The organism is Streptomyces sp. NPDC051218, from assembly GCF_044455475.1.
In the GTDB taxonomy this organism is placed as follows: Bacteria; Actinomycetota; Actinomycetes; order Streptomycetales; family Streptomycetaceae; genus Streptomyces.
Map to the genome: position 1 here is coordinate 311,466 of NZ_JBITEU010000002.1, position 14,351 is coordinate 325,816.

Here is a 14,351-nt window from a genome sequence, read left to right on the forward strand (position 1 = left end):
ATCTGATCACTTCACCCGACCCCATGTACCGCGAAGTCGAAGGGACATCGACGATGCACGGAAACGGAACATTCAGCTCAGGCACCACCCGCAGAGCGGCCCTGGCAGCGGCACTGGGAGGCGCCGCCGCCATGGCCCTGCCCGCACGGCCGGCGAGCGCCGCGTCCACCCTCACCAACGGTGGCTTCGAGAGCGGCACCACCGGCTGGAGCACCTACGGCACCTCCGCCGCCTCCTTCGCGGAGGCGGGCGGCCGCACCGGGAGCCGGCGCCTGACCCACTGGTCGGCCTCGGCGTACAAGGTCGAGACGTACCAGTACCTCACCGGTCTCACCAACGGCACGTACACGCTCACTGCCTGGGTCCGCTCCAGCGGCGGACAGAGATCCGCGTACCTGGCTCTCAAGAGCGGCACCACGGAACAGCGCACCGACCTGCCGCCCACCCCGAACGGGAAGTGGCTGCGCATCGTCACCTCCGTCAAGGTGACGGGCGGCGCATGCACCGTGCGCCTGTACTCCGACGCGCACGCGGGGAACTGGGCCAACTTCGACGACATCACCCTCACATCTGGGACAACCAGCCTGTCCATCAAGGGTGCTGACGTCTCCTCACTCAAGAAGAACGAAACCTTCGGCGGCGTGTACCGCACCGGCTCGGGCGCCACCGCCGACGCCCTCGCCGTACTGAAGTCCGCCGGGATGAACTACGCCCGCCTGCGCGTATGGGTCGACCCCGCCGACGGATACTGCGACAAGGCTCGCGTCCTCACCGTGGCCGAGCGCGTCAAGGCGCACGGCATGAAGCTCCTCGTCGACTTCCACTACTCCGACACCTGGACTGATCCCGGCGCCCAGACGATCCCCTCGGCCTGGTCGGGGCACTCGTACGCCCAGTTGAAGACCGACGTGTACGACCACACGTACGACGTACTGAACGCACTCAAGGCGCAGGGCACCACCGCGGACATGGTGCAGATCGGCAACGAGCTGAACGGCGGCATGCTGTGGCCGACCGGTTCGACCTCCGACTGGGCGCAGCTGGCGGGACTGCTGACGGCGGGCGCGACGGCCGCCAAGGACGTCTCGTCGAGTACGCGGGTCGCTCTCCACCTCGCCAACGGCGGCGACAACAGCCTTTACCGCACCTGGTTCGACAACGCGGTCTCCCGCAACGTGCCGTTCGACATCATCGGCCTTTCCTTCTACGGCTACTGGCACGGCGCCCTGTCCGACCTGCAGGCCAACCTCGATGATCTCGCGGCGCGCTATGCCAGGCCGCTCTTCGTCGCCGAGACGGCCTACCCCTTCCGCCTGGACAGCGACGACGGCTGGGAGGACGTCATCGACAGGGCCGACGAACTCGTCGGCGGCTACCCCGCCACCGAGGCGGGCCAGGCGGCATGGTTCCGCGACATCCAGAGCGTCGTGGAGGCGGTTCCGTCCGGCCGCGGCCTGGGTGTCTTCTGGTGGGACGCCACCTGGACCGCCGTCAAGGGCAACGGCTGGGATCCGACGGACCCCTCGACGGGCAACGCCTGGGAGAACCAGGCACTCTTCGACTACGACGGTGTGCCCACCGAGGCGATGGGCGCGTTCACGCACCGCTGAGTCGGCGGCTCAGGCCCGCATCACCAGCCGGTCCACCGCGGGGTTTCCCGAGGCGTAGGGGACCGGCAGGAGGCCGGGGTCGGCGGCGCCGGTCGTGTACAGCGCCTGTTCCAGGCCGGTGATCAGGGGCTGTACGTCGACCGGTGGGCGGACCACCAGGCGCAGGAAGCGGCTCGAGCTGCCGATCTTGTTGCCGCACTCGCGCACCAGGATGCCGTGCTCCGCGAGCAGCCGGTCCCGCAGGACCGCTCCGTCGACCCCGTCGGGCAGGCGCACGTACACGAAATTGCCCTGCGAGGGATAGCTGGTGAGGCCCGGGAGCCGGCCGAGGAGCCAGATCATCTCCTGGCGGTCACGGCGTACCTGACGCAGGCTCAGGTCATAGGCGTGGCGGTGCTGTCTCAGCATGAACACCACGGTCTCCGCAAAGGAGTTGAGGTTCCATTTCGGCAGTGCGGCGCGCACCCTGCCGGCCAGTCCCGGATTGGCGACGAGATAGCCGAAGCGCACGCCGTGCAGTCCGAAGTTCTTGCCGAGGCTGCGCAGCACGATGACATTGGGCCGCAGGACCGCCTCTTCGGCGACACTCGACTCCGGTCCCGCGTCGGCGAACTCCAGGAACGACTCGTCCACGACGACCAGGTCGAGATCGTGCAGCGCGTCGATCAGGGCGAGAACGGAGCGGCGCGGCAGGAGGCCCCCGTCCGGGTTGTTGGGATTGCAGATGACCGCGGTGCGGGAGCCGCGGGCCCGTACGAAGTCGACGAAGGCCGCCGGGTCGAGCGCGAAGCCGTCGGCCTCCGGAAGGAGGTACATGTCGACCCGCTTGCCGGTCTCCATCGACTGATCGGTCCACCGCCCGAACGTCGGTACGGGCACCGCGAGCGCTTCGCGCACCAGCAAATGGTCGATCCAGGTGATGAGTTCGGTCGAACCGTTGCCCATCACGACGGTCTGCGGATTGAGCCCGAGAACGGCACTGAGCTCGGCGGTGATGGTGTCGGCGCCGCTCGGGTAGTACGTGAGGATGTCCCGCAGCCGCCCGCCGAGCTCCTCGTACATCTCGGGTGTGGGGAAGTACGGATTGCACGGGATGCAGAAGTCGACGAGCGGCCGTCCGCTGTCCGCCGCCGCCCTGTTCAGCGCGGAGTACGAGGGGCTGTGCGCGGTGGACGCGCGGAAGAGTGCGGTGACGTTGCCCGCGTCTGCCATGGGAGGACTCCGGATGGGGGAGGGTGGTGTCTCCCGTACATACGTACGCGGGTGAGGGTGCGCTCAACTCGTGTGCCGACGGCTCGTGTACCGACGACTGTCAGCTCCGTGGAATCCAGACCCGCATGGCTCCGTCGTCGCGGTTCGCCCACGCGTGGTACGGCACCGCGGTCAACGGCGTCGGCGTCCCGTCCGAGCGGTGGTGGCCGGTGGTGGTGACGACCGTGACGCCGTCCAGGAGGTCCGGGCGGTGCTCGGCGACGGTGCGGGCGGCGGGCTCCAGCGTCACCTCGTCCAGGCGCAGGCCCGGCCGCTGATCGACGCTCTCCAGGCAGTACACGAGGGGCCCGCGCTCGATGGCCAGGCAGCCGCGTACGGCGTCGACCCGTGGGTCCGGTTCCGTGAGCCGCACGTCGAGGGCGAGATCCAGGACGACCCGCTCGCCCGGGAGCCAGCGGCGGCGTATCCGCAGCCAGCCCCCGTCGGTCTCGGTGCGGTCCTGCCCGTCCGGTGCGGACACCGTGAACTCGGCGCACCAGGAGGGGATGCGCAGCGAGAGCGTCCATGCGCGATCGACGGGCGCCGCGTCGACGGTGACCGTGACGCGGCCCTTCCAGGGGTAGTCCGTCTCGACCGTCACGGCACTTCCCGCGTCCGTCGCGTACGACCCCGTGGCGTACTGGTGCAGTTGCAGGCCCTCCGTGTCGCCGCTCGCCACGTAGTGGGGGAGGGAGGCCAGCAGCCGCATGACGTTCGGCGGGCAGCAGGCGCAGCGGAACCACGACGTGCGGCGGGCCGAGCTGTCTCCGGGATGGCTCTCGTGATCGTCGCGCACCTGGAGCGGGTTGACGTACAGCCAGCGGTCCCCGTCGAGAGCGACGCCGGACAGGAAGCCGTTGTAGAGGGTGCGCTCGACGAGGTCTGAGTAGCGGGTCTCACCCGTGAGCAGCGCCATCCGCCAGGACCACTGCACGGAGGCGATGGCCGCGCAGGTCTCCGCGTACGCACGGTCCGGCGGCAGCTCGAAGGGTTCGCCGAACGCCTCGCCCTCGTGACGTGCTCCGACGCCACCGGTGAGATAGGTCTTGGTGGCGGCCATGGCGTGCCAGAGCCGCTCCAAGGCATCGCGCAGTGTCGCGTCGCCGGTCTCCATGGCCAGGTCGGTGGCCCCCGCCAAGAGGTACAGCTGGCGCACGGCGTGCCCCGTGACGGTCGGCGCCTCCCGCAGGGGCAGGTGGTCCTGCCAGTACGCCGGGCCCGGATCGCGGGCGCGGTCGATGCCCTGGGCGAGCAGTCCGTGGCCGCGGCGGTCGACGAAGTGCCCGGCGAGATCGAGGAACCGCCGTTCACCGGTCTCGCGGTACAGCTCCACGAGGGCGGTCTCGATCTCCGGGTGGCCGCACACGCCGTCGAGCTTCTTGTCCGCCCCGCTGTCCCTGCCGAGGACGGAGTCGACATGAGTGGCGAACCGGACGGCCACGTCGAGGAGTTCACGTCGGCCCGTGGCCCGGTGGTGGGCGATACCCGCCTGGATCAGATGCCCCGCGCAGTACAGCTCATGGCCCCAGTCGAGCTCGCGCCAGCGCCGTTCGGGGTGGGCGACCTGGTAGTACGTCTGGAGGTAGCCGTCTGTGTCCTGGGCCTCGGCGACGAGCGCCGTGAGGCGTGCCACCTCCGCGGCGAGACCGGACGGGCCGGGTGCGTCGGCCAGCTGCCAGGAGGCGGCTTCCAGCCACTTGTGTACATCGGAGTCCTGGAAGGGGAAATCCCCGGTGAAGGTCACCGAACCCTCCGCCGCCGCACGGAGGTTGGCGAGGTTGCCCGCCTGTTCGAGGCGCTCGGGCCCCTGCGGGATGCTCACCGAGGCGTTGGTGTGGCGTCGGGCGGCCCAGAAGCCGCCGACGATGCGTGCGGTGGCCGCAGGGCGCAGGACGGTGGGGGCGTGGGCGTGAAGCCGGATCGGCCCCTGAGTGGTGTCAGGGCCGGGGGAGCCGCGCGGCCCAAGGGGGCCAGGGGAGCCCGGGGGTATGTGCGGGGGCGTGAGATCGGGCATGGGTGCCATTCCTCGGTGCCAGGGCGCGTTCGATATCCAGAACATCGTTCGGACATCAGCTGGTGCCGCTGACGCTACCGTGGGGCGCCCGGCGCGGGGGAGGGGTCGACCGCATCCGTGCGGGCATGGCGGGGATGGCGGGCATGGGCGAGCCCCCGCCCGATGGGGGCGGGGGCTCATGCACCAGGTACTGAGGGTGCCCGTGGGTGCTAGAGGGTGCCCGAGGCGGAGATGGCGATCTCGGCCTTGGTGGCGCCCGACTGCGAGCCGAAGCTCTCGATCTTCTTGACGAGGTCCATGCTGGCCTGGTCCGCGACCTCACCGAAGACCACGTGCTTGCCGTCGAGCCAGCTCGTGACGACCGTGGTGATGAAGAACTGCGAGCCGTTCGAGTTCGGGCCGGCGTTGGCCATCGAGAGCAGGCCCGGCTTGGTGTGCTTGAGCTGGAAGTTCTCGTCGGGGAACTTCGCGCCGTAGATGCTCTTGCCGCCCGTGCCGTCGCCGGCGGTGAAGTCGCCGCCCTGGAGCATGAAGTCCGGGATGACGCGGTGGAACTTCGAACCCGCGTAGCCGAAGCCCTGCTCACCGGTGGCGAGCGCGCGGAAGTTCTCCACCGTCTTCGGCACGACGTCGTCGAAGAGGTTGAACGTGATGCGGCCTTCCGGCTGGCCGTTGATGGTGATGTCGAAATAAGCCTTGATTGTCATGGTCCTCATCCTGTCATTGCCCTGTCCCCACTCGCCAACCGAACCCCCCGAAGAGCCTGCCTCTACCCCTTTGACCAGGCATGACGGCGTTTGTTCCCAGGGTGCGCGCCGCGCCGGACGATCTTCTTCAGCCGGTTCTGACCCTCATGAAGGTGATCGAGTTCGCCGGGAACGTGTAGGAGAACGTGTCGGACACACCCCGGAACGTCGAGGTCACCGGCTTGACCGGAGTCGCGTCCTTCGTGTTCTCCGCGGCCGGGTCGGCGGCGAGCGTGGTCACCCTGGCGCTCGGCCCCACCTTCGTGGCCGTGCCGAGGGCGATCTTGGTGCGCGCATCCGAGCCCTGCGCGTTGACGACCTTGACGATGAGGTCGCCGGTGGCCTTGTCGCGGGTGACGACCTGGCGGAACGGCTCGGCGGGCTTGTCGTCCGTGAAGGAGCCCCACTTATCGCCGTCGATGAAGAGGGTCACCTGACGCCCGCGCACCTCCACGCGCAGGTCGTAGCTGCGGCCCGTCTCGATGGTGGTCGTGTCCTGGACCATGGTCTGCTTCGCGCCGTCGACGCTCTTCTCGACGGCCGACTGCGTGTTGTTCCAGCCGCCCAGGTTCCACCAGTAGTGGTTGCCGGTGTCCTTGACCCCGAAGGCGACCATGAAGCCTTCCTTGCCGGACTTCTTGGTGGCCTTCACGCTCAGGTCGTAGTTCTGCCAGCTCTTGTCGCCCGCCGTGACCAGAGTGTTCTCCGCGGCCTCGTCGGACTGCACGTACGCACCGTCCTGGACGGCCCACGTGCCCTTGTCCGCAGCCTTGCTCCACTGCTCGTCACCGCCGGAGAAGTCGTCGGTCAGCAGCGTCCTGCCGTCCTCACCGGTGACCTTCACGTCGTCGTACGCGGCGCTGGTCGCCCACGTGGACAGGCCGACGGCGCCGGTGATGGGGCCGGACGTGGCGGGGGTGCCGGAGGCCGTGGACGGCACGACCTCGTCGCCGACGTTGCGCATGAAGAGCTTCTGCGTCTCGTAGTTGGCCGAGCCCCATGACTGGTCGTTGTCGTACCAGATCATGTTCGGCTTCCACTGGACGTAGTCCTCGTTGGCGAGCAGCGGGGCGTACGAGGCGAGCTTGACGACGTCGGCGTTGCGTTCAATGCCGGTCATGAAGGCCGCTTCGGACAGGGCGTTGGAGAACTTGTTGCCCTGCGAGGCGTACTCGCCGAGGAAGACCTTCGGGTCCTTGCGGTCGTAGGAGTCGTAGCGGTCGTTGTTCTCCAGGAACCACTGCGGGCTGTTGTAGTAGTGCTCGTCGACCATGGCCACGCCCGCGTCGCGGTTCAACTGCCAGGCCTTGTCGAAGATCGAACCGCTGTCGTCGGGGCCGGAGTTGGAGATGACGGTGAGGTCCGGGTACTTCGCCTCGATGGCCGCGCGGAACTCCTTGAAGCGGGCGAAGAACTCCTCGGGGAGGTTCTCCTCGTTGCCGACCTCCAGGTGGGTGAGGCGGAAGGGCTTCGGGTGGCCCATCGCCGCCCGCTTCTTGCCCCACTCGCTCGTCGCCGGGCCGTTGGCGAACTCGATGAGGTCCAGGGTGTCCTGGATGTGCCGCTTCAGGAGGGCCGGGTCGTCGGTGGCCTTGTTCTGTCCGCAGCCGGTCACCAGGGCGGGCACGACGGGCAGGGGCATGGCGCCGGTGTCCTCGGCGAACTGGAAGTACTCGTAGTAGCCGAGTCCGTAACTCTGGTTGTAGCCCCAGAAGTTTGCGTTGGTGGCGCGCTGCTCGACCGGCCCAATGGTGTCCTTCCACTGGTACGAGCGCTTGCGCTGCCAGCCGGTCGTCTCGTCGTACGCCTCGTGGGAGCCGGTGTTGACCAGGCAGCCGCCGGGGAAGCGCAGGAAGCCGGGGTCCAGGTCGGCGATCTTCTCGGCGAGGTCCTTGCGCAGGCCGTTCGCGCGCCCCTTGTAGGTGTCGCGCGGAAAGAGGGAGATCTCGTCGAGCGCGACGGGGGCGCCCGAGGCCACGGTGAGCCGGCCGGTAGCCGAGGTGCGGTCCGCGGTGAAGGAGGCCCGGTACTTCGCCCAGCCGCCGCGCGCGGTGACACGGCGGGCCGGGGCCAGGTCGCCGGAAGCGTCGCGCAGGCCGAGGGTCAGCGGGGCCTTCCGCGCGCCGCCGGTGCGCGCCCAGACCGAGAAGTCGTAGCGCTTGCCCTTGGTGACCGCGATGCCGGTGTTGTAGCCGGAGTTGGTGACGGAGGAACCGCCGTCCAGGGACAGGTAGTTGCGGTTACGGGCATTGAGGCGGCCCTCGTCGTTCACCACCTTCGCTGAACCGGAGCCGGCCGTGTCCCACGAAGTCAGCGGCGTATAGGCCGCATTGTCGGCGGTGGAGTACTCGAAGGAGCGGTTCTGGACGAGTTCGGCGTAGAGGCCGCCGTCCGCCGCGCGGTTGATGTCCTCGTAGAAGACGCCGTACATCGAGTCGTCGATCTTCGCGCCGGTGCGGGTCGGGTCGACGTCGATGGTGTAGTCGGTGGGCTCGGCCGCGGCGGTGGGTCCCGCGGCGAGCGTTCCGGCGAGCAGAGCCCCCAGCGTGAGCCCGAGCCTCCATCGTCTGCGTGCCATGCGTACCCCAGTCTTCGTGCGGTATTTCGAACATCGATCAGTGGGTCGAACGGCAACTTAGGTAGCGAGGGGCGGCGCGTCAACGCATTGCGCAGGAAGAGGCCCAGGTGCGTCCTGGGGTTCGTGATGTCGAACAACTTCCCAGTAATTCGGGGGACTTCGCCCCTGGCTCTGTCCGAACCGTTGACGCGCCCCGCGATCGACCTTACGGTCCCGTTCGAAGTTGCGAGCAGCATTCGAAATATCGAACAGAAGTGAGCCGCAATGTCACCACCCCTCCCCAGCCGACGAGGTGTGCTCGGCTCCGTCGGAGCGCTCGCCGTCGCGGGCAGCTTCGGACTCGCCGCAGCGAACCGCAGCGCGTCCGCGATCGCGTCGGACGCGGACGTACGGGTCCGCTACTGGAACCTGTTCTCCGGCGGCGACGGCGCCAACATGATCGCGATGCTCGACGCATTCCGGGCCGCGCATCCCCGCGTCGCCGTCAAGGACTCGACCCTCCAGTGGGGCAACCCGTACTACACCAAGCTCGCGATGGCCGCCTCGGGGAATCGCGCACCCGACCTCGCGGTGATGCACCTGGGCCGCATACCCGGCTTCGCTCCCGGACAGCTCCTCGACCCCTGGGACGTGCGGCTGCTCGCCAAGTACGGTGTGCGCGAGGCGCACTTCGACCCCCTGCTGTGGAAGCGCGCCCTGATCGACGGCAAGCTCTACGGGCTTCCCCTCGACATCCACGCCTAGCTCTGCTTCTACCGCAAGGACATCTGCCGGCAGGCGGGACTGCTCGACGCCGACGGCGATCTGGCCGATGTGACCTCGCCCGAGGAGTGGTTCAAGGTGCTCAAGGCGGCGAAGAAGGCCGTCAAGGGCGACGTCCACACCATCGGCATCAAGGCCGACGAGCCGAACTTCTCCTGGTGGTTCTTCCTGTCCTTCTACACCCAGCTCGGCGGCACCTGCCTCAGCGCCGACGGCCGGGACGTCACCCTCGACACCGACAAGGCCACCCAGGTCCTGGAGTTCCTGCGCCGGCACCTGACCGACGGCTACTCCACCGCGATCGGCATCGCCGACGCCGAGGCCTTCGTCAACGGCTCCGCCTTCACCTGGGAGGGCAACTGGTCGGTGCCCGTCTTCAGCGGCGCGAAGCTGAAGTATGGCGCGACCCCGCTGCCACCCGTCTTCGGGAAGCCCGCCACCCACACCGAGTCGCACTGCTTCGTCCTGCCCCACCAGTCGCAGCGCGGCGGCGCCACCAACGAGGGCGCGCACCAACTGGCCGCATACGTCGTCAAGAACGCCACCGCCTGGGCGCGCGGCGGGCACATCCCCGCCCACCTGCCGACGCTCGACGACAAGAAGTACCTGGCCCTCGAACCACAGTCCGAGTACGTCTCCGCGATGGAGCACATGGCGGTCGAACCGCCGGCCTGGTTCGCGGGCTCCACCGGCCTCCTCGCCCAGCGTATCGGCCCCGTCATCGCCTCCTCCAACGTCGGCTCCGCCAAGCCCGACGCCACCGCGCGGCGCATGAAGGACGTACTCGAACAGCTGGTCGCGATGAAGAACCCGATGGAAGGCAGATCCGCCACCGAGGGAGGGAGCGCCGCATGAGCGCCGTCGACACGGCGGTCGCCCCGGCCGCCGTACGGACCGCCCCTGCGGCGGACGCCGATTCGCTGAGGGCCCGGCTGACGCGTCGCGTCCAGCACGGCGGCTGGTTCGTCGCCCCGTTCCTCGCCCTGTTCGCGCTGTTCGTGCTGCTCCCGATCGGCCGTGGCCTGTGGCTGAGCTTCACCGACGCCAACATCTCCGGCACGGGCGCACGCTTCGTGGGCCTCGACAACTACCGCGAGGCCCTCGACAGCCCCCTCCTGTGGGACTCCCTCGGCCACAGCGCGTACTTCACCCTGCTCGTGGTGCCCTGCATCGTCGTCCTCGCCTTCCTCCTCGCGATGCTCGCCCACCACATCGAGCGCGCCAAGTGGCTCTGGCGGCTCTGCTTCTTCGCCCCTTTCCTGCTGCCGTCGACGGTTGCGGGAAACCTGTGGCAGTGGCTGTTCAACCCGGCCACCGGGATGATCAACCACGTCTTCGGCCTCGACACGCCCTGGCTGACCCAGAAGTCCACCGCCCTGCTCGCCGTCGTGATCACCACGCTGTGGTGGACGGTCGGCTTCAGCTTCCTGCTCTTCCTCGCCGCCCTGCAGAGCATCCCGCGACACCTGTACGAGGCCGCCGAGCTCGACGGCGCGGGCGCCTGGCAGCGGATGGTGCACATCACCCTGCCCATGCTGCGCAACATCACCGGCCTCGTGATCACGCTGCAGATCCTCGCCTCGCTCCAGGTCTTCGACCAGGCCGTGGTGATGCAGGACTTCGGGCCGGGCCCCGAGGAAAGCACCCGGACGTTCGTCCAGTACACCCTCGAAGAGGGCTTCACCGCCTACCGCGTGGGCTACGCCTCGGCGATCTCCATCATCTTCTTCGTGCTCATCGCGGCCGTCGCCCTCGGCCGGATGTGGCTCCTGCGCAAGCGTGAGGAGGGCGTGCGATGAGCACCACCACCCTGAGCAAGACGGCCGTACGCAAGAAGAAGTGGACCCCGAGCCAGATCGTGCTCACCGCGCTCGGCGTTCTCGTTTCCGCGCTGTGGATGACACCCCTGCTGTGGGCCCTGTTCACGTCGCTGAAGTCGGAGACCGAGGCCGTCGAGGTGCCCACCCACTGGGTGCCGGAGGAGTGGACGGGCCAGGCGTGGAAGGCGCTCTTCGACAGCGGCAACATCACCAACTGGTTCGTGAACTCACTCGTCGTCTCGGTCTGCGTCACCTTCATCGTGGTGTTCGTCAGCGCGCTCGCCGGGTACGGCTTCGCGCGCACCGAGTTCCGGGGCAAGAACGTGCTCCTCGGCCTGGTGATGGCGGGCCTGATGGTGTCGCCCGCCGTGCTCGGCGTCCCGCTCTTCACGACCGTCCAGTCCATGGGGATGGTCGACACCTACTGGGGCATGATCCTGCCGCAGTGCGCGCCCGCCGCGATGGTCTACATCCTCTACAAGTTCTTCCAGTCGATCCCGCACGAGCTGGAGGAGGCCGCGTACATCGACGGCGCCGGACGCTGGCGGGTCTTCTTCACCATCGTCCTGCCGCTGTCCAGGCCCTCGCTCTCGGCCGTCGGGATCTTCACGTTCATCGCGTCCTGGAACAACTTCCTGTGGCCGTACATGGTGACCAACAACCCCGACCTGATGACGATGCCGAACGGCATCGCGACCGTCATGAACTCCTACGGAATCCAGTGGGCGCAGCTCATGGCGGGCGGCCTCATGGCGGGCCTTCCGCTGATCGTCGTCTTCGTCTTCTTCCAGCGCCAGATCGTCAGCGGCGTGGCCCACACGGGCCTGGCCGGCCAGTGACCCCCGTACGTACCCCTGCACAGCAGCCCCGTTGAAAGGTTCCGCATGGCGCCCCGCACCGCACGCTTCACCCTCGACCCCGCCTTCACGGTCGGCGAGGTCGCCCCCCGCCTCTTCGGCTCCTTCGTCGAGCACCTCGGCCGCTGCGTCTACACCGGCATCTACGAGCCGGGCCACCCCGCGGCCGACGAGGACGGGCTGCGCACCGACGTGCTCGGACTGATCCGCGAGCTCGGCGTGACCGCCGTGCGCTACCCCGGCGGGAACTTCGTCTCGGGATACAAGTGGGAGGACTCCGTCGGCCCCGCCGACGAGCGCCCGCGCCGTCTCGACCTGGCCTGGCACTCCACGGAGACCAACCGCTTCGGGCTCTCCGAGTACATCGCCTTCCTGCGCAAGATCGGCCCGCAGGCCGAACCGATGATGGCGGTGAACCTCGGCACGCGAGGCGTCGAACAGGCCCTGGAACTCCAGGAGTACGCCAACCACCCCTCCGGCACCGCCCTGTCCGACCTGCGTGCCGCGCACGGCGACAAGAACCCCTTCGGCATCCGCCTGTGGTGCCTGGGCAACGAGATGGACGGACCGTGGCAGACCGGCCACAAGACCGCCGAGGAGTACGGGCGCCTGGCCGCCGAGACCGCGCGGGCGATGCGCCAGGCGGACCCGGACGTCGAACTGGTCGCCTGCGGCAGTTCCGGTCAGGCCATGGAGACCTTCGCCGCGTGGGAGGCCACGGTCCTGGCCGAGACCTATGACCTCGTCGACCACATCTCCCTGCACGCCTACTACGAAGAGACCGACGGCGACCGGGACTCGTTCCTCGCATCCGCCGTCGACATGGAGTCCTTCATCGAGAACGTCGTCGCCACCTGCGACCACGTGGGCGCCCGCCTGAAGTCCAAAAGGAAAATCAATCTGTCCTTCGACGAGTGGAACGTCTGGTACCAGTCCCGGCCGCACCCCGAGGTCGAGGAGAGTCTGCGCGACTGGCCCGAGGCGCCGCGTCTCCTGGAGGACAACTACACCGTCACCGACGCGGTCGTCGTAGGCTCGCTCCTGATCGCTCTCCTGCGGCACGCCGACCGTATCGCCGTCGCGTGCCTGGCCCAACTGGTCAACGTCATCGCGCCGATCATGACCGAGCCGGGCGGGCCCGCCTGGCGGCAGACCACCTTCTTCCCCTTCGCGCAGGCGTCGCGGCACGGCCGCGGCAAGGTACTCGACGTACGCGTGGACTCGCCCGCGCACGAGACGCAGAAGTACGGCGAGGTGCCTCAGCTGCACGCGACGGCCGTCCGCGCCGCCGACGGCACCGTCACCGTCTTCGCGGTCAACCGCAGCCAGAGCGAGTCGCTACCCCTCGAAATCGCCCTCCATGGCCTTGAGTTGAGAGCCGTCATCGAGCACAGCGCCCTGGCCGACGCGGACCCGGACGCCCGCAACACCCTCGCGGAGCCGGAGCGCGTGACCCCGCACGGCGTCACCGGAACCACACTCCAGGACGGCACGCTGCACACCGTCCTGGAGCCGCTGTCGTGGAACATGATCCGGCTGGGCTAGAGCTTGCCCGAAGCCGACCGGCACGCCCGCCACCGCGGCCACGCCCATCCGTCCGGCCTTCGCGCTCGTCCTGCGCGCTCTGTGAGCGGGCTCAGTAGGCGACGGGCCAACCGGAGCTCCAGTTCAGGAGGTTGACGCCGAACTTCGGAGTGCCGTTGTCCTGACCGTCGTAGTAGTGGTAGGCGAGCAGGTCGCCGTCGGTGTCCTTCAGGATCGACTGGCCGCCGGGGCCGATGTAGCGGCCGTGGCTCTCCTGGACCGGGGTGCCGCCGTTGTTCATCATGCTGACGCCGTTCTTGTCGACGTACGGCCCGGTGACGCCTGAGGAGCGGCCCACCTTGATCTTGTACGTGGAGCTGGTGCCCGCACAGCACGTGTCGTACGAGGCGAACAGGTAGTAGTAGCCGCCCCGTTTGACGATGTAGGGCGCCTCGACGGCCTGGGTGCCGGTGGGCCGAGAGGCGAGTGAACGCCGGGCCGTATCGCCCGCGTACTGCTTGCCCGTCGAGGGATCGACCCTGATCATCTTGATCCCGGTCCACCAGGAGCCGAAGGACAGCCACCACTTGCCGTCGTCGTCGACGAAGAGGTTCGGGTCGATGGCGTTGTAGTCGCTGGAGGTGGTCGAGGTGTACACGGCGCCGTAGTCGGTCCAGGAGCCGGGCTCACCGGTCGTGGAGGCCGCAAGGCCGATGGCCGACTTGTTCGAGCCGAACGACGAGACGGAGTAGTACATCAGGTACTTGCCGCCGTGGTGCGAGATGTCGGGCGCCCAGACGTCCCCGGTGGAGTTGTAGTTGTTCCACCAGCTCGGCCGGGAGGGGAAGGCGGAGCCGTTGCGGCCGAAGGCGATGCGGTCGGTGGACGTACGCAGTTGCAGGCCGTCCCCGGTCGAGTAGAGCAGGTACTTGCCCGACGAGGTGCGGGCCATGGTCGGGTCGTGCACGACGATGTCACCGGTCACCCGGCCGGGGTTCGGGTAGGCGGTCGCGCTGCTCGGTACGAGGGCGAGCAGGGCGGCGGCAGGCAGCGCGACCAGGGCTCTGCGCCGGAAGGTGGGCCGGAAGGCGGTGGGGGTGCGGCTGGGGCTGTGGGTCACTCCGGTCTCCTGGGGGATCGACCACGGGGTTGGCAGGGGCCCGGAGCGTGAGCACCGGGCCCCCAAGGG

Annotated in this window: 9 protein-coding genes and 1 pseudogene; 5 read left to right on the forward strand and 5 right to left on the reverse strand. The window is 68.6% G+C overall.

Going from position 1 to position 14,351, the window contains the following annotated elements; genetic code table 11:
* Nucleotides 1-53: 53 nt before the first annotated feature.
* Entirely contained in the window at nt 54-1,610 is a 1,557-nt protein-coding gene (locus tag ACIBCK_RS07840) for a glycosyl hydrolase 53 family protein (RefSeq protein ID WP_399387777.1), read from the forward strand.
* A gap of 9 nt (nt 1,611-1,619) precedes the next feature.
* Here the strand turns inward: ACIBCK_RS07840 and ACIBCK_RS07845 are convergent, their stop codons facing one another.
* The 4 genes from ACIBCK_RS07845 to ACIBCK_RS07860 all read right to left on the reverse strand — a co-directional run bounded on the left by ACIBCK_RS07845 (nt 1,620) and on the right by ACIBCK_RS07860 (nt 8,199).
* Nucleotides 1,620-2,822 (reverse strand): pyridoxal phosphate-dependent aminotransferase, encoded by a 1,203-nt coding sequence (locus ACIBCK_RS07845; RefSeq protein ID WP_399387779.1) that lies wholly within the window; start codon nt 2,820-2,822, stop codon nt 1,620-1,622.
* A gap of 100 nt (nt 2,823-2,922) precedes the next feature.
* Entirely contained in the window at nt 2,923-4,875 is a 1,953-nt protein-coding gene (locus ACIBCK_RS07850; protein WP_399387781.1) for a glycoside hydrolase family 127 protein, read from the reverse strand.
* A gap of 209 nt (nt 4,876-5,084) precedes the next feature.
* Nucleotides 5,085-5,582 (reverse strand): peptidylprolyl isomerase, encoded by a 498-nt coding sequence (locus ACIBCK_RS07855; protein WP_399387783.1) that lies wholly within the window; start codon nt 5,580-5,582, stop codon nt 5,085-5,087.
* 127 nt (nt 5,583-5,709) lie between these two features.
* Nucleotides 5,710-8,199, reverse strand: a complete 2,490-nt coding sequence (locus tag ACIBCK_RS07860) for an alpha-L-arabinofuranosidase C-terminal domain-containing protein (protein WP_399387785.1) — start codon at nt 8,197-8,199, stop codon at nt 5,710-5,712.
* A 264-nt stretch (nt 8,200-8,463) separates the two neighbouring features.
* Between ACIBCK_RS07860 and ACIBCK_RS07865 the strand changes: the two are divergent.
* The 4 genes and pseudogenes from ACIBCK_RS07865 to ACIBCK_RS07880 all read left to right on the forward strand — a co-directional run bounded on the left by ACIBCK_RS07865 (nt 8,464) and on the right by ACIBCK_RS07880 (nt 13,183).
* A pseudogene (locus ACIBCK_RS07865) lies at nt 8,464-9,816 on the forward strand (extracellular solute-binding protein).
* Entirely contained in the window at nt 9,813-10,760 is a 948-nt protein-coding gene (locus ACIBCK_RS07870; RefSeq protein WP_399387787.1) for a carbohydrate ABC transporter permease, read from the forward strand. The pseudogene ACIBCK_RS07865 and the gene ACIBCK_RS07870 overlap by 4 nt, the downstream one beginning before the upstream one ends.
* A complete protein-coding gene (locus ACIBCK_RS07875; RefSeq protein WP_399387789.1) occupies nt 10,757-11,620 on the forward strand; it encodes a carbohydrate ABC transporter permease in 864 nt (287 codons plus the stop codon). The genes ACIBCK_RS07870 and ACIBCK_RS07875 overlap by 4 nt, the downstream gene beginning before the upstream one ends.
* A 45-nt stretch (nt 11,621-11,665) precedes the next feature.
* Entirely contained in the window at nt 11,666-13,183 is a 1,518-nt protein-coding gene (locus ACIBCK_RS07880) for an alpha-N-arabinofuranosidase (RefSeq protein WP_399387791.1), read from the forward strand.
* Nucleotides 13,184-13,274: 91 nt separating this feature from the next.
* On the opposite strand, the gene ACIBCK_RS07885 is transcribed toward ACIBCK_RS07880, so the two are convergent.
* The gene (locus tag ACIBCK_RS07885; RefSeq protein ID WP_399387792.1) at nt 13,275-14,282 is read right to left on the reverse strand and encodes an arabinan endo-1,5-alpha-L-arabinosidase; all 1,008 of its coding nucleotides are present in this window, start codon (nt 14,280-14,282) and stop codon (nt 13,275-13,277) included.
* Nucleotides 14,283-14,351: the final 69 nt, after the last annotated feature.